This is a genomic window from Cryobacterium sp. CG_9.6 (assembly GCF_029893365.1).
GTDB lineage: Bacteria > Actinomycetota > Actinomycetes > Actinomycetales > Microbacteriaceae > Cryobacterium.
The window spans coordinates 864,713-887,657 of the sequence record NZ_JARXUZ010000001.1 but is presented as its reverse complement, the minus strand read 5'-3'; the positions used below and the strand labels follow the sequence as shown (position 1 = coordinate 887,657).

20 protein-coding genes and 1 tRNA gene are annotated in these 22,945 nt (G+C 64.7%); 4 read left to right on the top strand and 17 right to left on the bottom strand.

Translation table 11 applies throughout. The annotated features are described in order from the left end of the window. Window positions 1–4 precede the first annotated feature (4 nt). From H4V99_RS04045 to H4V99_RS04020, 6 genes are all read right to left on the bottom strand, one after another. The gene (locus H4V99_RS04045; protein ID WP_280675765.1) at window positions 5–1,096 is read right to left on the bottom strand and encodes an ABC transporter ATP-binding protein; all 1,092 of its coding nucleotides are present in this window, start codon (window positions 1,094–1,096) and stop codon (window positions 5–7) included. Then, complete coding sequence (locus tag H4V99_RS04040; RefSeq protein WP_280675763.1) at window positions 1,093–1,944, bottom strand: ABC transporter permease subunit; 852 nt, start codon at window positions 1,942–1,944, stop codon at window positions 1,093–1,095. The genes H4V99_RS04045 and H4V99_RS04040 overlap by 4 nt, the downstream gene beginning before the upstream one ends. After that, complete coding sequence (locus tag H4V99_RS04035; RefSeq protein WP_280675761.1) at window positions 1,941–2,819, bottom strand: ABC transporter permease; 879 nt, start codon at window positions 2,817–2,819, stop codon at window positions 1,941–1,943. Before H4V99_RS04035 ends, H4V99_RS04040 begins: the two co-directional genes overlap by 4 nt. After that, window positions 2,791–3,915 carry an extracellular solute-binding protein gene (locus H4V99_RS04030; RefSeq protein WP_280675759.1) on the bottom strand — a complete coding sequence of 375 codons (1,125 nt, stop codon included), beginning with the start codon at window positions 3,913–3,915 and terminating at the stop codon, window positions 2,791–2,793. The genes H4V99_RS04035 and H4V99_RS04030 overlap by 29 nt, the downstream gene beginning before the upstream one ends. Window positions 3,916–4,071: 156 nt before the next feature. Next, the gene (locus H4V99_RS04025; protein WP_280675757.1) at window positions 4,072–4,953 is read right to left on the bottom strand and encodes a M48 family metalloprotease; all 882 of its coding nucleotides are present in this window, start codon (window positions 4,951–4,953) and stop codon (window positions 4,072–4,074) included. Between the two features lie 12 nt (window positions 4,954–4,965). Then, the gene (locus tag H4V99_RS04020) at window positions 4,966–5,532 is read right to left on the bottom strand and encodes a LemA family protein (protein WP_280675755.1); all 567 of its coding nucleotides are present in this window, start codon (window positions 5,530–5,532) and stop codon (window positions 4,966–4,968) included. A gap of 234 nt (window positions 5,533–5,766) precedes the next feature. Here H4V99_RS04020 and H4V99_RS04015 point away from each other — a divergent pair, with 234 nt between their 5' ends. Further along, window positions 5,767–6,537, top strand: coding sequence for an ABC transporter ATP-binding protein (locus H4V99_RS04015; protein ID WP_280675753.1), 771 nt, complete (start codon window positions 5,767–5,769; stop codon window positions 6,535–6,537). Continuing rightward, window positions 6,534–7,268 (top strand): ABC transporter permease, encoded by a 735-nt coding sequence (locus H4V99_RS04010; protein ID WP_280675751.1) that lies wholly within the window; start codon window positions 6,534–6,536, stop codon window positions 7,266–7,268. Before H4V99_RS04015 ends, H4V99_RS04010 begins: the two co-directional genes overlap by 4 nt. 13 nt (window positions 7,269–7,281) lie before the next feature. Here the strand turns inward: H4V99_RS04010 and H4V99_RS04005 are convergent, their stop codons facing one another. Further along, window positions 7,282–8,751, bottom strand: coding sequence for a family 1 glycosylhydrolase (locus H4V99_RS04005; protein ID WP_348522373.1), 1,470 nt, complete (start codon window positions 8,749–8,751; stop codon window positions 7,282–7,284). 2 nt (window positions 8,752–8,753) lie between these two features. Then, on the bottom strand, window positions 8,754–10,094 hold the full coding sequence (locus tag H4V99_RS04000) for a D-arabinono-1,4-lactone oxidase (RefSeq protein WP_280675747.1): 1,341 nt from the start codon (window positions 10,092–10,094) through the stop codon (window positions 8,754–8,756). A gap of 206 nt (window positions 10,095–10,300) precedes the next feature. On the opposite strand from H4V99_RS04000, the gene H4V99_RS03995 reads away from it, so the two are divergent. Next, complete coding sequence (locus H4V99_RS03995; RefSeq protein WP_280675745.1) at window positions 10,301–12,472, top strand: hypothetical protein; 2,172 nt, start codon at window positions 10,301–10,303, stop codon at window positions 12,470–12,472. A gap of 19 nt (window positions 12,473–12,491) precedes the next feature. Next, window positions 12,492–13,418, top strand: a complete 927-nt coding sequence (locus H4V99_RS03990) for a Ppx/GppA family phosphatase (RefSeq protein WP_280675743.1) — start codon at window positions 12,492–12,494, stop codon at window positions 13,416–13,418. A 28-nt stretch (window positions 13,419–13,446) separates the two neighbouring features. Here H4V99_RS03990 and H4V99_RS03985 read toward each other — a convergent pair whose 3' ends face one another. The 9 genes from H4V99_RS03985 to hisS form a co-directional block, all read right to left on the bottom strand. Further along, a complete protein-coding gene (locus tag H4V99_RS03985; RefSeq protein WP_280675741.1) occupies window positions 13,447–15,042 on the bottom strand; it encodes an ABC-F family ATP-binding cassette domain-containing protein in 1,596 nt (531 codons plus the stop codon). Window positions 15,043–15,145: 103 nt separating this feature from the next. Next, window positions 15,146–16,204, bottom strand: coding sequence for a dipeptidase (locus H4V99_RS03980; protein WP_280675738.1), 1,059 nt, complete (start codon window positions 16,202–16,204; stop codon window positions 15,146–15,148). Window positions 16,205–16,241: 37 nt separating this feature from the next. Continuing rightward, window positions 16,242–16,318 (bottom strand) — tRNA-Leu (locus H4V99_RS03975). 62 nt (window positions 16,319–16,380) lie between these two features. Beyond that, window positions 16,381–17,895, bottom strand: a complete 1,515-nt coding sequence (locus H4V99_RS03970; RefSeq protein WP_280675736.1) for an FAD-dependent oxidoreductase — start codon at window positions 17,893–17,895, stop codon at window positions 16,381–16,383. A 42-nt stretch (window positions 17,896–17,937) separates the two neighbouring features. Then, window positions 17,938–19,269 carry a S8 family serine peptidase gene (locus H4V99_RS03965; protein ID WP_348522354.1) on the bottom strand — a complete coding sequence of 444 codons (1,332 nt, stop codon included), beginning with the start codon at window positions 19,267–19,269 and terminating at the stop codon, window positions 17,938–17,940. Continuing rightward, window positions 19,218–19,760, bottom strand: coding sequence for a DUF501 domain-containing protein (locus tag H4V99_RS03960; RefSeq protein WP_280675734.1), 543 nt, complete (start codon window positions 19,758–19,760; stop codon window positions 19,218–19,220). The genes H4V99_RS03965 and H4V99_RS03960 overlap by 52 nt, the downstream gene beginning before the upstream one ends. Then, on the bottom strand, window positions 19,757–20,233 hold the full coding sequence (locus H4V99_RS03955) for a septum formation initiator family protein (protein ID WP_280675732.1): 477 nt from the start codon (window positions 20,231–20,233) through the stop codon (window positions 19,757–19,759). The genes H4V99_RS03960 and H4V99_RS03955 overlap by 4 nt, the downstream gene beginning before the upstream one ends. A 45-nt stretch (window positions 20,234–20,278) precedes the next feature. After that, a complete protein-coding gene (gene eno, locus H4V99_RS03950) occupies window positions 20,279–21,559 on the bottom strand; it encodes a phosphopyruvate hydratase (RefSeq protein ID WP_280675730.1) in 1,281 nt (426 codons plus the stop codon). Window positions 21,560–21,639: 80 nt separating this feature from the next. Continuing rightward, window positions 21,640–22,902, bottom strand: a complete 1,263-nt coding sequence (hisS, locus tag H4V99_RS03945) for a histidine--tRNA ligase (RefSeq protein WP_280675728.1) — start codon at window positions 22,900–22,902, stop codon at window positions 21,640–21,642. Window positions 22,903–22,945: the final 43 nt, after the last annotated feature.

Below are 22,945 nucleotides of genomic sequence, written 5' to 3'. Positions count from 1 at the left end.
CCGATTATTCTAGATCGGCCTGCGCTGTAGCGGCTTCGACAGACACGGGAGCTCCGGTTAACCTGAGAAATACCTGTTCGCCGATGCCCGGCCGCACGCTGGCGGCATGCTGAAGAAACACGACGGCACCGTCGGCGAGGCGCACCGTTGTGCGCCGCAGCGAGCCGAGAAAGCTTGAGCTTTCGACCGTGCCCGCGAGCCCACCATCGCAAAATTCGATGTCCTCCGGACGAACCGAGATCATGGCGGGACCGTCCGGGTGCGCCGGATCGAGAAGCGGAAGCCTTAAGCCGAAGACCTCGGCACATCCGTTACGCACCGCACCGCTCACCCGATTGCTAAGCCCCACAAAGTTGGCCACGAAAGGGCTCGCCGGTCGACTGTAGAGTTCTTCCGGCGTTCCCACCTGTTCGATCATTCCGGCCCGCATCACAGCCACCCGGTCCGCCACGGCAAGTGCCTCGTCCTGGTCATGGGTCACGAAGAGCGTGGTGATGCCGAGACTGGTCTGAATGCGGCGGATCTCCTCGCGAAGCGCAACACGAACCTTGGCATCGAGTGCCGAGAGCGGCTCATCGAGCAGCAGCACGCGCGGCTCGGTCACGAGCGCCCGGGCCAATGCCACGCGCTGCTGCTGACCACCCGAGAGTTCGTGCGCGAATCGTGCAAAATGCTCGTGCAGCCCCACCAGTTCCAGGGCCGCTTGGGCGCGGTCCCGACGCTCGGCGGGCTTGATTCCGCGCATGCGCAGGCCGAATTCCACATTCTGGCCGGCGTTCAGGTGCGGAAAGAGTGAGTAAGACTGGAAAACCATTCCCATGTCCCGCTTGCTGGTGGGCAGCACCGACACGTCCTCGCCGTTGATCGTGATGCTGCCACCATCGACCGATTCGAGGCCGGCCAGAACTCGCAGTGCCGTGGTCTTTCCGCTGCCGCTCGGACCCAGTAGCGCAACGAATTCACCCGCGTGGAGCGTAAGATCAAACCCGGCGAGCGCCTGATGCCCGGCGTAATTCTTCACGACACCGGTGAATTCCACGACAGTGCCCGGTTGGGCCGGGCGACTCGTCTGAACAGTGGCGGGTGCGGTGGTCATGAGGTGGTGCCTTTCCGAGGACGGGGCTTTCGTGAATGACGAGGTGCGGCGCCGAGTCGGCCGATCACGAGCAGCAGCAGGAACGCAAACGCGAGGGCGAGCAGGGACAGAATCACCGCCGCGTACGGGTCGGTCTTGCTGACAACGACGAGTGTGGTTTGCAGGTTGACACGATTGAGGAGAGAGGCAATGGTGAACTCGCCGAGAACCACCGCAACCGCGATGAAGGCTCCCGCCAAAATTCCCCGGCGGAGGTTCGGCACAAGCACGCGCACGAGTGTGGTGCCCCAACTCGCACCGAGCGTGCGGGCGGCCTCACTGAGGGTCTTCACGTCGACGCCATCAAGGTTGGATTGAATAGCCCGGTACGCGAACGGCAACACCGTGATGCCGTAGGCAAAAGCAAGTGTCCACACGCCACTGCCAAAGACGCGGGCAACGGTCGAGTACACGGGGGCGAGACCGACGACGAGCACGATCGCTGGAATACTGATGGGCAGAATGCAGATCAGCTCGAGCACACGACGCAGGCGCGGAAACCGAATGTGAACGAGCAGCATGGTGGGCACCAGTAGAAGCAACACCAGGGCGACCGTGCCGATAGCGAGGGTGACCGAGTTACCGAGCCCCACGAGAACGGTTCGGTAGACCCCCGTGAACCCGTTCTGGAACAGTGCGATCCAACGGCTTCCATCGTGGCCGCCGTCAAGTCCGGCGCGCAAGGTGAATTCGATCATGGCCACAATCGGCACGGCAAAGACCAGCCCAATGGTGCCGAGGAGCACTGTGCGGGTCACGCGAGACGGTGCGTGCGCAACTCCGCCCGTGATCCGCAGGCCGCCGCTCATCGCTGCCACCTGGCTGCTCGAGACTGCAGCAGAGAATATCCGGTCATCACAATCGCCATCACCACGATCATTCCCAGCGCCAGCGCTCCGGCCAAATTCGACCGACCCAGCAGAGTCTCACTCGTGAGCGCTGCTCGAATCTGTAACGGGACGATTTGCGATCCCTGACTCACCAGCGCCGCAGCGGTCGCGTACGACGAAAACGCGTTGGCAAAGAGCAACAGCAGGCTGCCGAGGAAGGAGGGTGCCAGTACCGGGAAGGCGATGTGCAACCAATAGCTTCTCGTTCCCCCGCCGAGGGTGGCGTTCGCTTCGGCCCACTGCGGTTTGAGCGATTGCAGGGCAGGCATGAACGTAATGATCATGAGTGGTACCTGAAAGTAGATGTAGGGAAGAATGAGGCCCGGCGTCTCGTAGAGCCACACGCCGTTCTCAAAGAGGTTCACCCCGAAGGTGTCGCGGAGGTAGACGGTGATCATGCCCTGGATGCCGATGGTGGCAACGAAGGCAAAGGCGAGCATTACGCCACCAAATTGCGCCAGCACGCCGCTGAGTGAGTCGACCATGACGCGCAGTGGCCCGTCGGGCCGCAGGCCAAGCAAGGCATAACAGGCAATGGCTCCGACCACCGCGCCCACGATGGCGGTGAGTGCCGAGAGCCAGAAGGAACTGGCGAAGGTGGCGAGCACCACGGGATCCCCCAGTGCGGCCACGGTGGCGAGCGTGAACTCACCGTTGGTGTCGACGAAACCCGACCCGACCGCGATCAGGGTGGGAACGGCAAGAAAAAGCAGCACATAAACCGCGAACGGCAGCAGCCCGAGGGCTGCTGCCGTTGCACGGAAACTACTGGACAGCTGCCGCCCACTTTTCACCGAGCAGGGTTGCGGCCGCGGCTGCTTGAGCCTCGGTGGGCACGACCGTGGTCTCCGGTGTCTGTGGGAGGGCATCGAACAGCGCGGTGTCGATGGTTCCGGCGGTTTCCATGGCCTCGGCACGGGCCGGGCGAGCGCCTCCAGCGAGCCACAGGTTCTGGCCCTCGTCGCTGTAGAGGAATTCCTGCCAGAGGCGAGCAGCTGCCGGGTGCGGGGCATCCTTGCTCACGGCCTGGTTGTAGTAACCGGCGTACCCGGTACCGGGGAACACGACAACCTTCCAGTTCCGCTGACCCTCAAGCTGTGTGCCGTAACTCACGTTGAGGTAGTCCCAGTCGAAGACAACCGGTGTCTCTCCCGACGCGATGGTGGCCGGGGTCGGGTCAACCTTCAAAAAGTTTCCGGCCTCATTCAGATCGGAGAAGAAGTCAATTCCGGGCTGAAAGTCATCTACGGATCCACCGTTCTGCACACTCGCGAGGCCCACCGCGGCGAAGGCCGCACCGGCCTGAGTGGGGTCACCATTGATCGCGACCTTGCCCTTGTAGTCGCTTCCCAGCAGATCAGAGAGTTTCTCGGGGGCGGGCACGGCATCGGGGTCATAGCCGACCGCCATGTAGCCGCCGTAGTCACCCGTGTAGAGTCCGCTGGCTTCCTTGAGAGCGTCGGGAATCTCCGACCACGTGGCCACCTGGTAGGGCGCAAACATGTCGGTATTGGCCGCGGCCACGGCGAGACCCAGGTCGAAGACGTCGGGGGCGGTGTCCTGCCCCTGCAGGTTCTTGGCGGCCGCGATCTCTTCGGCGCTCGATCCGTCCGGTGACGCCTCGTTGATGGTGATGTCGGGGTACTTCGCGCTGAAAGCGTCGAGAATGGCACCGTAGTTGGCCCAGTCACGGGGCAGTGCAATCACGTTGAGGGTTCCCTCAGCCTCGGCCGCGGCCTCGAGGTCGGCCAGCTCGCCAAAAGCGGTGAGACTCGTGGCCGTTGCGGCATCGACACCGCCAGCAACGGGAGCCGGGGCACTCGAGCACGCGGAGAGCGCAAGCGTGAGGGCTGCCGCAGCAGCCAAAGTGAGCGTCAACGTGCGTTTCATGGACAAGGTTCCTCCGTTGGGACGTAGTCGCAGCGCCGTACGCGCGCGACCTCCCAGAGAGTACGACGGCCAGGTATCCGGCGAGGGTGGCCCCCATGAACGCCGCGTGAACAGCGAGCACAGGTTACCACGGCACCAGCGGCCCACAGAAGTGATCTAGAACTGACGACCCATGGTGTTGAGGCGCTCAATGCGGTCAGCGATCGGCGGGTGGGTGGCGAAGAGCCGACCCATGGCACCCTTTTTGAGCGGATCTGAGATCCACAAATGCGCCATCGACGTGTTCTGCTTGCGCATGGGGCGGCCGTATTCGCCGAGCTTGTTCAGGGCGCTGGCGAGCGCATCCGGATGCCGGGTCGTGAGCGCACCCGTGGCATCCGCCAGGTATTCGCGCTGACGAGACACGGCGAACTGAACGACCGTGGCAATGATGGGTGCCACCACCATGGCCACGATTCCGAAGACCAGGACGACGGGGTTGCCGTTGTTGTTGTTGCGTCCAAAGAACGCCATGCGCAAAAACATGTCCGAGATGAAGCCGATGGCTACGACGAGGCCGAAGACCACCATCGAGACTCGAATATCGTAGTTGCGCACGTGGCCCAGCTCGTGGGCCATGACGCCTTCGAGTTCCGCATCGTCCATGAGCTCAAGCAGTCCGGTGGTTGCGGCCACAATGGCGTGCTGCGGATCGCGCCCGGTGGCGAACGCATTTGGTGCCGGATCGTTGATGATGTACACCTCGGGCATGGGCGTGCCGGTGGTGATGGCCAGGTTCTCTACGATGCGCCAGAGCCTCGGGTTGTCGGACTTGCTGGTGAGCTTGATCCCTCCGGCCATGGAGATGGCCTGGCGGCCGGCAGCGAAGTACTGAAACAGCACATACAGCCCGGCAATGACAACGGTGGCCACCAAAATGCCGTAGCTACCGCCGCCATAGATAGCGTTGGCCAGCCATCCGAGCCCCGCGATGATCACGAAGAAGAAGATCATGATGAACACGGTGTTGCGTTTGTTCTTCGCGATCGCGCTGTACATCTGCGCGCTGCCTTAGAACTGCACGCGAGGCGGCTCTGCAATGGCTGCGGAGTCGGCCACTTCGAAAAAGTCACGCTCGGAGAAACCGAGGTTGCGAGCGAAGATGTGGTTCGGGAAAACCTGGATCTTGGTGTTGAACCCACGTACGCCACCGTTGTAGAACCGGCGTGAGGCCTGGATCTTGTCTTCGGTGTCAACAAGCTCGCCCTGCAGCTGCAGGTAGTTCTGACTGGCCTGCAGCTGGGGATACGCTTCGGCCACCGCGAAGATGCTCTTCAGCGCCGTCTGCATGTGATTCTCGGCAGCGGATGCGTCGGCGGGGCCCTGTGCGGACAGCGTCTCGGCACGCGCCTTGGTCACACTCTCAAACACGCCTTTTTCGTGGGCGGCGTAGCCTTTCACCGCTTCGATCAGGTTAGGAATCAGGTCGGCACGCCGCTTCAGCTGAACGGTAATGTCGCTCCAAGCCTCATCAACTCGCACCTTGAGGGTTACGAGGGAGTTGTACGTGGCCCAGAGGTAAATGCCAATAATGGCAATCAGGACAACGACGATCAGGACCGGGATGAGCCATTCCATGGCGGGGTCTCCTTGCATGTTCAGTCGGCTGGTGCCAACTCTGGTGATGCGCTGTTGTGCGCGGTGTAGGCTCGGGCTGGATGAGCCGGGGTCTGCGTGCGGTGCAGCATAATACTAACCAAGAGTTCTGAGGCTCCCCTCCGCTTCTCACCACACTCAAAGCTAAAGCGAAGGCCACTCTCACGCCTCGCAAACACCCTTGACAAGCGGTTCTCGCCGGCGGAGAGTTCCCCCATGAGCACTGCTGTCGAGGTCGCGGTCGTCGTGCGCGATCTGCATGTTCGACGGGGAAAACACGCGGTCTTGCACGGCCTGACCGTCACGATTCCTCTCGGCCAGGTGGTGGGCCTGATCGGTCCCAGCGGATGCGGCAAGAGCACGCTGATGCGGTCGATTGTGGGTGTGCAGGTGGTGGCGTCGGGCGAGGTGACGGTGCTCGGAGAACCGGCCGGCTCCCCGTCCCTGCGCCATCGCGTGGCCTATGTCACCCAGGATGCCAGCGTGTATGACGACCTCACGGTTCGGCAGAACCTGCAGTATTTTCGAGCGGTACTCGGCGTGCCACGCTCGGACGTTGACCGCGTAATCGCACTGACCGACCTGGCCGCACAGTCGAGCCAACTTGTCGGTTCCCTCTCCGGCGGGCAGCGCAGCCGGGTCTCGCTCGCCGGCGCCCTGCTCGGATCGCCCGCGCTTCTCGTTCTCGATGAGCCGACCGTGGGACTTGACCCCGTGCTGCGCGTTGCCCTGTGGTCACTTTTTCATCGTTTGGCGAGCGACGGCACCAGCCTGCTCGTGTCCAGCCATGTGATGGACGAGGCGAACCGGTGCGATCGGCTGCTGCTCATGCGGGACGGCGATATTTTGGCCGATGACACACCCGGCGGCCTCCTCACCGCAACGGGAGCGGCAGACACCGAGGCGGCGTTCCTGACACTGATTGCCCGGCATCCGCTCGGGAAACATCAGCGGTCGGATTCAGATCTGGGCGAGGCGCTACCGTGACACCCACCCGCACGATCGCCACCGCCGGGCGCGTTCTCACCCAGATTCGCCACGACCCGCGCACCATCGTGCTGCTGCTCGTGGTGCCGAGCCTGCTTATTGGCCTGCTCGCCTGGATTTTTTCGGACACGCTGGTGTTCAACGATGTGGGCCCGGCCATGATCGCGCTCTTCCCGTTCATTGTGATGTTTCTGGTTACCAGCATCACGACCCTGCGGGAGCGGCGCACGGGAACGCTGGAACGCCTGCTGTCGATGCCGCTCGGCAAGGGCGACCTCATTCTGGGGTACGCGCTCGCATTCGGCCTGCTCGCCGTGGCGCAGTCGGCGATCGCTGTCGGGTTCTCGGTATGGGTTTGCGGCCTCGACATTGCCGGATCGCTCTGGCTGCTGCTCGCGGTGGCCGTAGCGGATGCCGTGCTCGGCACGACCCTGGGGCTGCTCGCCAGTGCCTTTGCGCGCACCGAGTTTCAGGTGGTGCAGTTCATGCCGCTACTGGTCTTTCCGCAGATTCTGCTGGGCGGCATCTTTCTGCCACGCGAACAGCTGCCGCAGCCCCTCCAGGCGATCAGCGACTGGCTTCCGCTCTCGCACGCAATTGACGCGCTGCGGGCAGTCGCCACGGATTCGCAGGATGCCGCTTACATTGGCGGCGAGCTGTTGATCATTGGCGCCTGGATCGTGGGCGCGGTGATTCTCGGATCCATCACGCTGCAGCGCCGCACGCCGTAGTAACCCGGGCGCACTAACGCGCGGCAAGCACCGCCTGTAACCAGCGATAGGAGTCCTTCGGGGTACGCGTGGTCATCCCGTCGGTGAAGGACACGTGCACAAGCCCGTACCGCTGCGTGTACCCGGCCGACCACTCAAAACCGTCGATCAAGGAGCGCACGAAGAAGCCCTGCAATCGCACCCCCTCGGCCACGCCCCCGGGCCGCACCGCCGCCACGGCCGTACTCAGGTGTTCCCCGAGGTAGTCGATGCGTAGCGGATCATGCACGGCACCACGCTCGTCGGTTTGGTCTGCGTAGCCGGCCCCCAGTGATGTGATGAACACCGGAGGGAGCACCTCGCCGTAGCGCGTGTGCAACTCGGCGAGCGCCACCCCCAGGTATTCCGGTGCGCTGACCACGCCCGCCCCGGTGACCGGAAATTCGCGGAACGGCGCCTGATGGAAGGGAAAAACTGGGGTCACGGATGCCGGATCGCCGACGAACACCGTGCGGCCGGTACCGGCGCCGATCCTTGAAGGCCCGGTGTAATTCAGTCCGTAGAAGTCCAGCGGCTGGTGAATCACGGCAAGATCGACCGGGTCGGCCTCGAGCAGTCCGCGCAGTTCCACCGCGAACGGCTCGAGCGGGTCGGGATAGCGTCCGAGCAGCACTGGGTCGGCAAAAATGCGGTTGTGCAGCAGGTCGTACAGATCCGCGTAGGAGCGATCCTGGTCCCGGTCGGTGAGCGACTCCACCGGCGAGTGGGCGTTTGCCACGCCAATTTGGCCGGAGACATCCGCTGCTCGCAAGCCCTGCACGGCAAGCCCGTGGGCGAGCAACTGGTGGTGCGCCGCGGGCAGCGCAGCAAAAAGCAGCGCGCGCCCCGGCGCCTGGGTGCCGAGGGCGTAGCCCTGCAGCATCACGGTGGCCGGGTCGTCGAGGGTGACCCAGGCGTCGATGCGGTCACCGAGCGCCTCCCCCACCGCGTGAGCGTAATCGCCGAAGCGACCGGCGGTGTCCCGATTGAGCCAACCACCCCGCAGCGCCGTCGGTGTGTCCCAGTGCGACAGCGTCGCCATGGGACGGATGCCGGCCACGAGAAGCGCGTCGAGCAGCCGATCGTAGAAGGCGAGACCGGTGCGGTTGAGGGCGCCGCGTCCCTCAGCCTGCAGCCGCGGCCACGACAGCGAGAATCGGTAGGCATCCACTCCCAGTTCACGCAGCAGCGTGGCATCCTCGGCGAACTTGGTGAGGTGATCGGCGGCGACCGAGGCGTTCGAGCCGTCTTTGATGTGAGCGGATGTCGCCGTGAAGGTGTCCCAGACCGAGTCGCCTCGTCCGCCGTCCCGGGCCGCCCCCTCCACCTGGAATGCGGTGGTGGAGGTCCCCATCACGAACCCGTCGGGCAGGAGGTCACCGAGCTCCGAGATGCGGTGCGGCCAATCACGGGCCTCGGAGGCCGTGGGACGTGGTTTGGGGCGATGGCTGTTGGCGGACTGCATGCTCACGGGCCGAGAACTCTTTTCAGATAGCTGTTGGTGAAGCGACGCTCCGGATCGAGCCTGTCACGGACGGCGAGAAAGTCGTCGAAGTGCGGGTAGCTTTCTCGCAGCGCGTCGGCATTTTGATAGTGGAGTTTGCCCCAGTGTGGACGCCCGCCATGCTCCAGCATGATCTGTTCGACGGCACGAAAGTACGCGTCGGGGTCCTCGCGAATGTAGCGGTGCACGGAAATGTACCCCGTTTCACGCCCGGTTGCGGTGGACAGCCAGAGGTCATCGGCGGCCGAACACCGCACTTCGACGGGAAACGAGATGCGCCAGCCGCGAGCCTCGATCAGTGCGCGCACCGCACGCACCGCATCGGGCACGTTCTTCCGCGGCAGGGCGTACTCCAGCTCACGGAAACGCACCGTCCGACTGGTGGCGAACACCCGCGCCGAGGCATCCGTGAATTCGCGGTTGCCCGTGGCTCGGGCCGAGATGCGGGCGAGGGGCGGCACGAGCGCCGGAATCGCCGTTCCGAGGTCGCACACGGCACGGTACACGCCGTTGGCGAGCACCTCATCGTCGATCCAGCGAGCCACGCGAGCAGACCGCGCACCGGGGGCGGCAGCGGCGAGGCGGGTATTCGTCTTCGTCATCGCGACATCGGTGTGCGGAAACCAGAAGAACTCGAAGTGGTCCGTTGATGCGCAACGCTGCAGGTAGGTCGCCAGCACGTGATCCAGGTCTTCGGCGTACTGCTCCGCATTGAGCACAAATGACGGAACGCACTGCAGTGTGACGTCAACGATGATGCCGAGGGCGCCGAGTCCGAGACGTGCCGCCGGCAGGAGCTCGGCGTTTTCCGTTGCGCTCACCCGCAGAACGCTGCCATCACCAATCACGAGGGTCAGGGCCACCACCTGGCTGGCCAGCCCGGCAAACCGGCCACCGGTTCCGTGCGTTCCCGTGGAGATGGCCCCGGCCACGGTCTGCCGGTCAATGTCGCCCAGGTTGGTGAGGGTCAGGTTGTGCGTCGCGAGCAGGCGGATGAGGCGGTGCAGCGGCAGACCGCCGGTCACGGTGACTCGGCCGGAACCGGTATCGACGCGGAGGACCCCGCCGGGCTCCCCGTTCTCGCCGCTCAGGCACAGATCGTGCAGGTCAAGCTGCACCCCCGGGGCGAGGGCGATTCCGGTGAAGCTGTGCCCCGTGCCCACCGCTTTTACCGGCAGCCCCGCGCGCGCCGCGGCACGCACGGCACGCTGCACCGCCGGCACCGTGGCCGGACGCTCCACCCGAACCGGTCGAACGGACTCAGTGCGTGCCCAGTTGCGCCAGGGCGGCGTGCGCAGAATCATCGCGCAGCTTTCATCGGGTTGCCTTCGAGTGAATCCCGCTTTGGGGGTGTGGATGGGAGGTTGTGATCGTTCTGTGACGCCCACGAAAAACAGTCCGTGGGTAGGCTTCACGGCGAGCCGCTTTCGGCGTGTTGAGATATGTCATCGATCGGTGGTTTCAGGTTGACTTTCTGCGTTCCGCCCCGTCAACTGGGTTGGTGAGCCCCGTGACCTCATCCAAACGTAACGCCTCCGGAGCGTCGGTGTTGCGACCCTGGATCCTTCGCGGAGCGGTGCTTGTCGTCGTGGCCGTGACGACGGGTTTTCTGGCTATCTCTGGGCCGCACACAGCGTTCGCCGCATCCGACGTTCCGTCCACTGTCGAAACCCCGATCACACCGTCTCCGAGTGCCGAGCCACGGGTCGCGGCTGTCATCGCACCGGTTATTACCAGCCCGTCCGCCGGCGCCTTCATCGGCAGCTCAACCGTCACCGTCTCGGGAACCCGTGACGCATCCTCCGAGGTGCAGCTGCTCTCGCCTACCGGAGGCGATCCGCTCTGCATCATCGCCCCCGACGGCACAGAACAGTGGTCGTGCCCAAACGCCGCACTGCCCAATTCAGCCGATGTCGCCCTCCGCATTGTGGCCACGGGAGATTCGACCCTCGTCGACGAGATCACTGTCATGGTGCTCGGTGCCCCCACGGTGGCGGGCGGAGTATCCAACGGTCTGGTGCGCGGCACGGGCTACCCCGGGGCATCCGTTGTGGTCTCGGTACCCAGCATCGTCAACTGCACCACCACAGCGGATGCGTCGGGCGCGTGGGCGTGTTATCTCGCCGGTGTGACCACCAGCGGAAACCGCACCGTATCGGCGCGGCAGAGCGCCTCGTATAGCGGGAAGAATTTTTCGAACTCCAGCACCCCTGTGTCGATCGCTTTCGATGTGGATCGACCCACTGCTCCGGTCATCAGCACACCGTCAGCGGGCGCGCGGATTCCCGTGGCCGGTGCAATGTACTCCGGCACGGGTGAAAGCGCCGCCACGGTCACCGTGTTCGCTGGCCCCTACTCGGTGTGCACCGCGCGAGTCAGCGGTGGGGCGTGGACCTGCAGCGCCGGTGGTGTCGCTGCGGGATCGTATTCCCTCATTGCCGTGCAGCAGGATGCCGCGGGAAATGTGAGCCCGGGCAGCTCCCCGGCCCGGGTGTCGTACGTAAAACCCACCGTTCCCCCGAGTTCGGGAACCCCCACGCCGAGCCCCACGTCCCCTCCCGCCGCGACCGTGCCGCAGACGTCGAGCCCGTCGGCCTCCTCAGCGCCCTCCTCGTCGGCGGACAGCGTTCCCGTGGTGCCGGAACCCACCCCGTCTCCCGCGCCGTCACCCAGCGCCTCCAGCTCGATTCCCGCATCGGGGTTCGTACCCGGCGGGTGGAACGCGCCCACGCGGTTCACGGCCGCCGTCTCCTCGCCGTTCACGAGCGCCGCTTTCCCTTGGCTGCAGGCGGTTTTGCTGGCTCTGGGAGCCGTGCTCCTGTTTGCCATTCCCTCCCGGCTGCTTGCCGGAACAATTTCCCGGGCCCGCGGCGGCCGCCCGCTCTGGGGTGCGACCGCAATTGCCGGGCGTAACCGCGCACGCGACGAATTCGAGACCGCTCCCGCGGTTGAGTGGAACCGCTGGCTGCTGGGCGTGGCCGCGCTCGTGGCTGCGGCAACGCTCGTGCTCTTGTCGGGCCCCGTCGTTTCCCAACCCGCCTATCTGCGGCTTCTCGTCGCCGTGATCGGTGCCCTCCTCATCGTGAATATCGCGGCCGCCGTTGTCCCTCTGGTGTGGAGCACCCGGGTGATGAGGGTGGACGCCACTCTCACATTCCTTCCGCGCTACCTCGTGCTGGTGGCTGCCACCGCGATCGGTTCTCGGGTGCTCGATATTCAGCCGGCACTGCTCTTCGCGCTTCTCGGGAGCATCACGGTTGCCGCCGGGCCCACCATCGCTCAGCGGGGGCAACTCGGTGCCGTTCGAGCGGCCAGTCTGCTCATTCTGGGCATCGTGAGCTGGACCGTTCTCGGAGTTCTGCCGGCCGCAACCGGCTTCGCATCCAACCTGCTCGCGGAGATGGTGAACACCGTAGTGCTCGCTGCGATCGGTTCGGCCGTGCTCGTGCTCATTCCCCTCGGGCGCACCAGCGGTCGGAGTGTGCTGGCCTGGTCACCCCTCGCCTGGGCGGGCCTCATGGTGACCGCGTTCACGCTGCTGTTCGCCGTGCTGTCACCGGTGATCGACGTGTGGCAGAGCGCCGGAACCGTCCCCCTCCTCTGGGTGGCAGCCGGCGTCTTCGCTGCGCTGAGTGGCGGCGCGTGGGCGTGGCAACGCTTCGTGGCACCGGCCGGGCTGTAACAGGCAGTAACGTACACCTGTGCGCTTAGGAGTCCTCGACGTCGGGTCGAATACCGTCCACCTGCTCATCGTCGATGCCCACGCGGGCGCTGCTCCCCTGCCGATGGCCTCCGATAAGGCCGTTCTCCGGCTGATGCGATACATCACGCCCGACGGCGCGATCAGCGACGAGGGAGTAGCGGCTGTGCTCACCGCCGTACAGAACGCCGCCGACTTCGCGTCCCGCCATCACATTGACGAGCTGTTGCCGTTCGCCACGTCGGCGCTTCGTGAGGCCACCAACGGTCCCGAACTCCTGGAACGCGTGGAGCGCGAGACCGGCGTTGCCCTGCAGGTGCTCACCGGGGAAGACGAGGCCCGGCTCACGTTCCTGGCCGTTCGCCGCTGGTACGGGTGGTCGGCCGAGAACATTCTGCTGTTCGACATCGGCGGCGGCTCCCTCGAGATCGCTGCGGGCGCGGGCGAGGTACCCGAGGTGGCCCTGTCGCTCCCCCTCGGCGCCGGCCGCAGCACCATTGGTTTTCTGCACCACGACCCGCCGTTGCCCGACGAGGTGACCGCCCTGCGGCACCACGCCGCCCACGTTCTGAAAGACGCCGTGGGAGCATTCGCCGCACTGCCGGCGCCCCACCACATCGTAGGTTCTTCCAAAGCCATCCGATCACTGGCCCGCCTGGCCGGCTCCACGTCCGACGGCGTGGGCTCCGGTGATCGCCTGCGCCTCGGTCGCGCTCAGCTCGGTGACTGGGTGCCACGCCTGGCCCGTATTCCAGCGGATGCCCGCCCCGCGCTCCCGGGGATCACCGCCGACCGCACGTTCCAGATCGTGGCCGGCGGCATCGTTCTGGGTGAGGCGATGTCTGCGTTTAAAGCCGAGGAGCTCGAGGTGTCGCCGTGGGCGCTGCGTGAGGGCATCATCCTGCGCTACCTCGACCGCCTGACCTGATCAGCGCAGGCGGTCGGTCGGTGACCGGTTACGCGACGCGCACGTCGATCTCGCCCGGCTCGGCGGCATCCGCTCCGAAAACCAGGTAGCGATTGGCGATCTTGTCGGTGAAGAAGCGGTCGTGGCTCACCACCACAACGGCACCGGGGAAATGCAGCAGGGCACGTTCCATCACCTGCGTGCTCGACATGTCCAGGTGGTTCGTGGGCTCGTCGAGCAGCAGTATGGACGCCCCTGAGAGCAGGCACTGGGCCATGGCGACCCGGGCACGCTGTCCACCCGAGAGGTTGCCGATCTTCTGCTTAAGGTCAGCCTCCGAGAATTGGAACATGGCGAGGAACCGGTTCACGGACTTGCGCGTTGCGATGAGGGCGAGGCTTCCGGGCATGGCGTTGACGGCGTGGCTGACGGTGTCGGTCTCGTCGAGGTCCGCGAGCACCTGGTTGTAGGACACCACGCCGGCACCGGATGCCCAGTTCACCGTTCCCGCATCGGCTTTCTCTTCCCCGGTGAGCACGCGCAGCAGCGAAGTTTTGCCGCTGCCGTTGGGGCCGAGAACCACCACGCGATTACCCTTGCGGATCTCGAAGGTGAGGTCGGTGAAAAGCACCTTGTCGCCATAGGACTTGCTGAGCTGCTCCACCCGGCAGAGACCGTCCTTCACGTGGAGCGAACCGTAGATCTCGGTGATGATCTGGTCCACCGGGCGCGGGGCCCGAGACTTCTTGATGTGCGCGAGCTTATTGCCGAGCGCGCGACTCTCGGCCTTCGCGGCGTCACGTCGGTCGGAGATACCCTCGGCTTCGAAGGCCAGCAACTCGGACTCGTGCACAAACTGTGCGTCGAGGGTCTTGAGACGAAATTGCTTCTGCACCACGTATTCGCCGAAGTTACCGGGGTACTCGTGCAGGTGATAGTTCTCCACCTCGATGATGCGGGTGACAACGGCGTCGAGAAATCGGCGATCGTGCGAGACCACAATGGCCGCGCCGCGGAAGTCGCGGAACCAGGCTTCGAGCCACTCCACACCGGCCACGTCAAGGTAGTTGGTGGGCTCATCGAGCAGCAGCACGTCGGGGGCCTCGAGCACGATCTTGGCCAGGGCAGCGCGGTTACGCCAGCCGCCGGACAGTTCGTCGATGGCACACACGCGGTGCGCCTCGTCGAAGCCCAGGGTGGTCAGGGCGGTATCAATATGGCGCTTGTAATCCCACCCGTCGAGGCGATCCATGTCTTCAAACAGCTCGGCTTGACGCACGATCAGGGCGTCAAGGGCGGCGCTGGCCGAGGAGTCGAGGGCGATGGCGGCGTCGATGGCAGCGAGCTCGGCCTCGATCGCCTTCACCTCGACGAAGAGGGCATCGAGAACCTCGGTGATGGTCGATTCGCCGTTCAGCTCCGAGAACTGCGAGAAGTAACCCACCCGGGTGCCGGCCTCCAGCGTGACGGTTCCGGTATCGGGCGACACCTGCTCCAGCACCAGCTTGAGGATGGTGGACTTACCGGATCCGTTTTTGCCGATCAGGCCCACCCGATCGCTCGGTTCGAGGCGAAAGAACGCCTCGCGCAGAATCTGGGTGTTCTCAAAGCGAACACTGACATCGTTCAGCCTGATCAGGCTCATTGCTTCCTTTCACGCGGTCGCCGATTCCGGCAACACTCCCCGGCGGCCTGGACAACATCCGCTGAGGTCAAGGGCTCAGTTTACGCTCCGGAGCGTGCGGGTCTCACGACGTGAAGCGGCGGTAGGTCTCGTCGTGTGCTCGCAGCACCCGCAGCACATTCTGCGCGCCCAGCTTCAGCAGGTCCGGCCGCGTCCACCCGCGTGCAGACAGCTCGTCGAACAGATTCGGGTAGTCGGCCACGGTTGCGAGGCCAACCGGCATCTCGGGGCAGCCATCGAAGTCGCCGCCAATACCAATGTGGTCAATACCGGCGAGTCGCCGGGCATGCTCCACATGGTCGGCCACGTCGGCAACCGTTACAGTCGGTGCCACACCGATTGATCCGGCCTGCTCCCACGCAAAGAACGCAGCCGAGATGAACGACGGCACGAAGGTGAGCATCTGCACGCCACCGTTCTCGGCAAGGCGGAGGAGGATCTCGTCCGGCACGTTGCGGGGGTGCGAGTTCAGGGCAAAGCACGAGGAATGACTGAAAATAAGGGGTAACGCGGTGGCATCGAGGGCGTCCCTCATCGTGGCCGCCGACACGTGCGACAGGTCAACGATCATGCCGATGCGGTTCATCTCCGCGATCATGTCGCGGCCCCGATCGTTGAGGCCGTCGTGGCGAACCTCACCCACGGCCGCGTCGGCCCACGCCGTCGACGAGTTCCAGGTGAGAGTCAGGTAGCGCGCACCGGCGCGGGCAAATTGGCGCAGCACGCCGAGCGAATTATTGAGCTGATGACCGCCCTCAATTCCGATCAGAGAGGCGATGCGGCCGCCAGCCCGGGCCTCGTCCACGTCATCGGCGGTCACGGCCCATTGCAGGTCATCGGGATAGGCGTCCACGAGTCGGTGCACGAAATCAATCTGCTCCAGCGTTGCCTGCACCGAGGCAGCACCCGCAAGATCGGTGTGCACCCACACCGACCAGAATTGTGCCTGCACGGCCCCGCGACGCAACTTGGGGACATCCGTTTGCAACCCACTGATCACAGAGTCGGCCTCGGAATCCAGGCCCGCCACGGAGTAGTCGCGCTTATCGCGGCACGCCCAGGCCAGGTCGTTATGTCCGTCAATCACCGGAATGGTTACTGAACCACGGTTCTGCTGTGTCATGCGGTCTCCCCCTGTGCGCCGTTCCGAGGGTGATACGTGGTGCCCCCACTGGGACTTGAACCCAGACTTGAACGATTTTAAGTCGTTTGCCTCTGCCGATTGGGCTACGGGGGCGCGCTCGAAAGTTCTCGAACGCTTCTAGCGTAGGCGGTGCAGCGCGTGCACCGTGACGTACCTTACTTTGAAGCGGATGCCTCGGCGGCAGCGCGCTCGGCGACGACCTCTTCAACAACCGAGTCGGTCGCAGCCGACGTGGTCACGGCATCCGCTTGCACGGACTTGGCTGGTGCCTTCGCGGCGGGCTTGCGCGGAGCACGGGGGGCACGCGGAGCCCGGGGCGCTGCAGCGGCCGGGGCCGGAGCTTCAACCGGGGGCTTCGGACGTGACGCGAACTCTTCGAACGCGGCGCGAGGAGCCTGCATGGCGGTGATCGAGACGATGTCGCGACCGAGGAAGAAGTTGTTCACCCAGCCCCACACCACGCGCAGCTTGCGCTCCCAGCTCGGCATGGCCAGACCGTGGTAGCCACGGTGCGCGAACCAGGCCGGCAGACCGGTGATCGCAATATTGCCGGACTGGAAGACACCGACGCCGACGCCGAGGCCGGCAACGGCACCGAGGTTCTTGTGGTTGTACTCCTTGGGGCCCTCACCGCGAATGACGGCGACAATGTTCTGGGCCAGGAGCTTTCCCTGGCGCACGGCGTGCTGGGCGTTGGGCACGCAGTTGCCGCCCACGCCGCCACCGCTGAGGTCGGGCACGCAGGCCACGTCACCGGCACTCCAGGCGTCGGCGATGATGTCGTCTTCGGTTCCCACGCGCAGGTCCGCGCGCACCTGCAGGCGACCGCGTTCTTCGATGGGGAGATCGGTGTGACGCACGATTTTCGGGTTCGCCATCACGCCGGCAGTCCAGACGATGAGGTCCGTGGCGAAGGTTTCACCGGTGGAGAGTTCGATAACACCGTCGACGGCGCTCTTCAGCTGCGTGTCGAGGTGAATCTGCGCACCGCGGGCAGCCAGGTTCTCGATGACCCACAGGCTGGTCTTCAGGGACACCTCGGGCATGATGCGACCCATGGCCTCGATCAGGTGGAAGTGCACGTCGTCAAAGCTGATCTCGGGGTACGACTTGAGCAGTGAGGTGGCGAACGAGCGCAGCTCGGCGAAGACCTCAATACCGGCGAACCCGCCGCCGACAACAACGAACGTGAGCAGGCGCTCGCGCTCGGGACCGGCGGGGAGCCCGGCAGCCTTGTCAAAGTTGGTGAGAACACGATCGCGAATCGCGACGGCTTCTTCAATCGTCTTGAGGCCGATGGCCTGGTCGGCGACGCCCGGGATCGGGAACGTGCGCGATACTGCTCCGGCCGTGACCACAACAATGTCGTACGCAAACTCCCACGGCTCGCCAACGGCCGGCGTGATCGTAGCCGTCTTCTCGGCGTGGTTGATGTAGCTGACCTTGGCGGAGATCATGTTGGTCGTCTTCAGGTGGCGACGGTGAGCAACAACGGCGTGGCGCGCTTCAATGGACCCGGCAGCGACCTCGGGGAGGAACGGCTGGTACGTCATGTACGGAAGCGGGTCAACGATGGTGACCTCTGCTTCACCGGATCGCAGCCACTTCTCGAGCTTCCAAGCCGTGTAAAAACCGGCGTAGCCGCCACCAACAATGAGAATTTTGGGCACGATGAGAGGGCCTCCTACATGGTTATTTTGCGCAAATCCTACCTACTTGCGGCGAATTTGCCTGAAATGCCGAGTGGCGCCAATGCCGAGCATCACTAATAGGATACCAAATCCCACGAGCACGGCGAGCGGCAGGCTGATGTAGGTGAGTGAGAGCTGGTTAGGGAGCCACGCCGAGGCAATATTCTGCCCGGGAACGGTGGGGTCCTTCGTGGGAACGTTCGGCGTGACCACCGACGGCGTCTCGGTGGGCTGCACGTCGAGGTCGGCCCGGCGATGGAGGCGGATCCACTCCGCCAGCAACTCGGTCGGCGGTTGCACCGTTGCCGCGGGCACGCTGGCGGTTACCGCGCCGAGGGCATCGATCAGACCATTTCCGTAGATCGGGCTCGGCACACTACGTCCATCGGGGTTGGCCGAGGCAATTACGCGGTTCATCACCTCGGCTGCGCTCAGGTTGGGAAACTGCGCCCGAACGAGTGCCACGAGGCCCGAGACGATGGGCGCCGCTGCGCTGGTGCCATCCCACAACACGTAGCCGCCGCCGGGCACCGCGCCCACCAGTTGCTCACTCGGCGCGGCGACAGAGATTGTGATGCCCTGCGATGAGGCATCAAAACTTGCCGTCTTGTTGCGGTCCACTCCGGCAACCGTGAGCACACCGGGAATCGTCGCCGGGGCGCCCACCTCCGTTGTTCCACTTCCTCGGTTGCCGGCCGCGGCAACCACCACCACATCGTTCTCGAACGCGTACAGAAAGGCGTCGTCCCAGCTCTCGGGCCAGAACAGGGTGTTGCGGGTGAGCGACATGTTGATCACGTCGGCACCGTTATCCACTGCCCAGCGGATGCCCTCGGCAATTTGGTCGTCGTTGCTCACGGTGGATGCGGACTCGCCAAAGGCCACCGACACCGACAGCAGGTTCGCTTCCGGTGCCACACCCACCAGGCCGGCGCCGTCGCCCGTGCCACGGCCGGCGAGGAGCGAGGCCACCATTGTGCCGTGGCTGCTGTCTTGGGCGTCACTACCCACGGGCTTCTGGCCGTTGGCGGAACCAAGCCCGGAGACATCCGTTCCCCCCACAACCACACCGGCGAGCTCGGCGACACTGGAGTCAATTCCGGTGTCGATCACGGCCACGGTTACCCCGGCGCCGCGGGTGGTGTTCCACGCGTCGGCGAAACCATAGTCACCGAGCCAGTACTCCAGGTCTCGAATTTGATCAGCGTGTGCGGGAGCAGCATCGAGAACGACGGAACCGCCCACGACCGAAGCCGCGAGCAGCACACCCAGACCGGCGCCGAGCCATCGCCGCGCTCCGGTCACTCGGCGACCGAATCCGCCGCCGAATCCGCGACCGAGTAGTCGATGCACTCGCACACGGTGGGCGTCCACGTGCACCGCTCAAGCGCTAGGTCTCCGATGGGATTCACGCCCGACCCGGCCGCCAGCGCGTGGCCGGCGAGGGCGTGCAGGCACTTCACCCGATCGGGCATGCCACCGGATGAAATACCGGCAATTTCGGGGACATCGCCCAGCTGTGCGCGGTCGGCGAGGAAGCTCACGTGCGCGGCGCGGTAGGCAACACGAACACCCTCGTCATCAGCGAGCAGCTGGTTGTACTCATTCATTACCTGCGTGGCTTCCAGCTGCGAGATGGCCGCCGTGGCAGCAGGGTGGCAGAGGTAGTAGGTGGTGGGGAACGGTGTGCCGTCGGCCAGACGCGGGGCCGTGGCGACGACGGTCGGCGCTCCGCACACGCACCGCGCCGCGATACCCACCACATTGCGGGCCGGCCGACCGAGCTGAGCGGAGACGAGGGCAATGTCGTCATCGGTAAAGGGATCGAACGGTGGTGTGGTCATTGAGCGGCCTTCGGTGCAAGGCCGGCCGTCATCGCGGAGGCGAACAGGGATCCCAACCAATCGATTTTTGTGTCTTGAATGTCTGTGCTCACCGTTGCTGGCTCGTCAGTTGCTCCGACGGCAACCGGCAGATCGTTGATCACAAGAAAGCTTATGTCGCCGGGCTGCACATAGGAAAGCCGGTCACGCGCCTGCGTGGTGATGTAGGTGCGATCGTTCCAGCGCTCGCGTTCCGCGGTGAGCTGGTCAACCGTGTCTTGCTGATCTGAGACCGACGCGTTGAGCGCGCTGATCTGCTGACGCTGCTCGGCATAGGTGCGCAGGCTCGGCGCCAGCACCACAACCGCCAACACGAGGATGGCCATCATCACGAGTGAAAAACCCGAAAAGTGGATGCCGCGGAGCCAGCCGCCGACGGGCGTCTCGGCTGGTTCCGCGGGAGGGAGCTCCCGAACCGTCGGTCTGGTGGCCACGGGAACTCCTTCCTACATCGTTGGTCGAGCTTGTCGAGACCCTAGTTACGCGGTGAAGCGCGGAAAAGCGGAGCGGCCCGCGTACACCGCGGCGTCGCCGAGCTCTTCTTCAATGCGGAGCAGCTGGTTGTACTTGGCAACGCGCTCGCTGCGGGCCGGGGCGCCGGTCTTGATCTGTCCGGCATCCGTTGCCACCGCGAGGTCGGCAATGAACGTGTCTTCGGTCTCACCCGAGCGGTGCGAGATGATGGCCGTGTAGCCACTGCGCTGGGCCAGGGAAACGGCATCCATCGTCTCGGTAAGGGTACCGATCTGGTTCACCTTCACCAGGATGGAGTTCGCAGCCTTCAGCTGAAGACCCTTGGCGAGGCGCACCGGGTTGGTGACGAACAGGTCGTCTCCGACAATCTGCACCTTGTCACCGAGCTGCTGCGTGAGGTGCACGTAGCCGTCCCAGTCGTCTTCTTCCAGCGGATCTTCAATCGACACCAGCGGGTACGCGGCAACGAGTTCGGCGTAGTACGCCGACAGTTCCTCGGCCGAGAGCTTCTTGCCCTCAAACGTGTAGGCACCGTCGGAGTAGAACTCGCTGGCCGCACAGTCGAGAGCCAGAGCGATGTCTTTTCCGGGAACGTAGCCGGCAATCGTGATGGCTTCCACGATGAGGTCCAGTGCTGCCCGGTTGCTCGGGAGGTTCGGCGCGAAGCCGCCCTCGTCGCCGAGGCCGGTGGAGAGTCCCTTGGACTGCAGCAGCCCCTTGAGCGCGTGGTAAGTCTCGACGCCCCAACGCAGTCCCTCTCGGAACGAGTCAGCGCCGAGGGGAACGATCATGAATTCCTGAATGTCCACGTCGTTGTCGGCGTGCGAACCACCATTGATGATGTTCATCAGGGGTACGGGAAGAGTGTGCGCGTTCGGGCCACCGAGGTAGCGGAACAGGGGCAGTCCGGCCGAGCTGGCGGCGGCCTTGGCCACGGCCAGGCTCACGCCGAGGATGGCGTTGGCGCCGAGGCGCTCCTTGTTGTCGGTTCCGTCGGTCTCGTTGAGAATCATGTCGACGATGCGCTGGTCGGTGGCGTCGATGTCTTCAACCGCCAGGCCAAGTTCTTCGATGACACCGTCAACGGCCTGGAGAACGCCCTTACCGAGGTAACGGTCCTTGTCGCCATCGCGCAGCTCGTAGGCCTCAAAAGCTCCGGTCGATGCTCCAGAGGGTACGGCGGCGCGGCTGACGGTGCCGTCGTCCAGCAGCACCTCGACCTCGATGGTCGGGTTACCTCGAGAATCGAGAATTTCGCGTGCGTCTACTGCCTCAATCAGGGCCACAACTGTCTCCTAAAGCTTGGGGGGTGGTGTCATACTCGGTCAGTCTAGCCACAGCAGGTGGCGAGGATCGGCGTTGAAGGCTAGTCGCCGAGACCCTTAAAGTCGAGGTCTGCGGCGCTCGTTGCTCCGTCAGTCACAAACGCGAACCGACCGAATCCAGCCTCACCTGCTCGATCGAGCAGCGCCTTGAGGTTTTTGGTGCGCCGCTCCAACCGCACCCGCAGCCCATCGGCCACCAGAGCGGTCTTCAGCGTCACCAACTGCGCCGGGTCGGCATCCTTGTCGTACACGAGCACGACGGCATTGGCAGCGGATGCCTCATCGGCGCCGAGCAGGTCAACGATGCGCTCGAAACCAATGGAAAAACCGCACGCCGGAACATCCGTTCCGAGAAAACGGCCGATCATTCCGTCGTAACGCCCGCCACCACCGAGCGAATACCCGAGGGTGGGGTGGGAGATCTCGAAGATCGTGCCGGTGTAGTAGCCCATGCCGCGCACGAGGGTGGGATCGAACACCAGATCAACGGCGGGCATGGCGGCGCGCAGGGCCAGCAGATCAGCGAATGCCGCCGTGTCCAGCCAGTCGGGGTGGGCGTCACCGATGGCCCAGCCGGCACCGTCGACACTCGTGAGGGTACCAAGGGTGTCGGTAATGTCGGCCGTGTTGATCCCGAGGGTTGCCAGCTCAGTGACGACCCCGGCGACGCCAATCTTGTCGAGCTTGTCGATGATGATGAGGGCGCGTTCGGTGAGTTCCGGAGTGACACCCCAGTGGGCAAGCATGGTCGAGAGAATGCGGCGGTCGTTGATGCGGATGGCGCAGCCGTGGAGCCCGAGCTTCTCGAGCGTCGCCGCGGTCGCGGTGATGAGTTCAATCTCGGCGAGCGGGCCGGCTTCGCCGATCACGTCAATGTCGCACTGCACGAACTGGCGGTAGCGGCCCTTTTGCGGCCGTTCGGCCCGCCAGACGGGTGCGATCTGAATCGAACGGAACACGGCCGGGAGTTCGGCGCGGTGAGTTGCGTAGAACCGCGCCAGAGGAACCGTGAGGTCAAACCGCAAACCCAGGTCGGCCAGCGAGAGCAGGTCGTCGGTGGTGGCGGCCGCCGCGGCATCCGCTGGCTTGAGGCCCCGCTTCATCACCGCGAAAGCGAGCTTCTCGTTGTCACCGCCGAGTCCGGAGTGCAGCCGTGCGGAGTCCTCCATCACCGGAGTTTCGATCTCGTCGAAACCGTGCAGCGCGAAGCTTTCCCGGATCACGCCGAGGGCACGCTCCCTTGAAGCCTTGTCGGCCGGAAGAAAGTCGCGCATGCCACGGGGAGGAGTTACGGGTGTTGCCATGCGTCAATTCTGTCAGGTTGCGCTTCGGTCAGTTCGCGCTGCC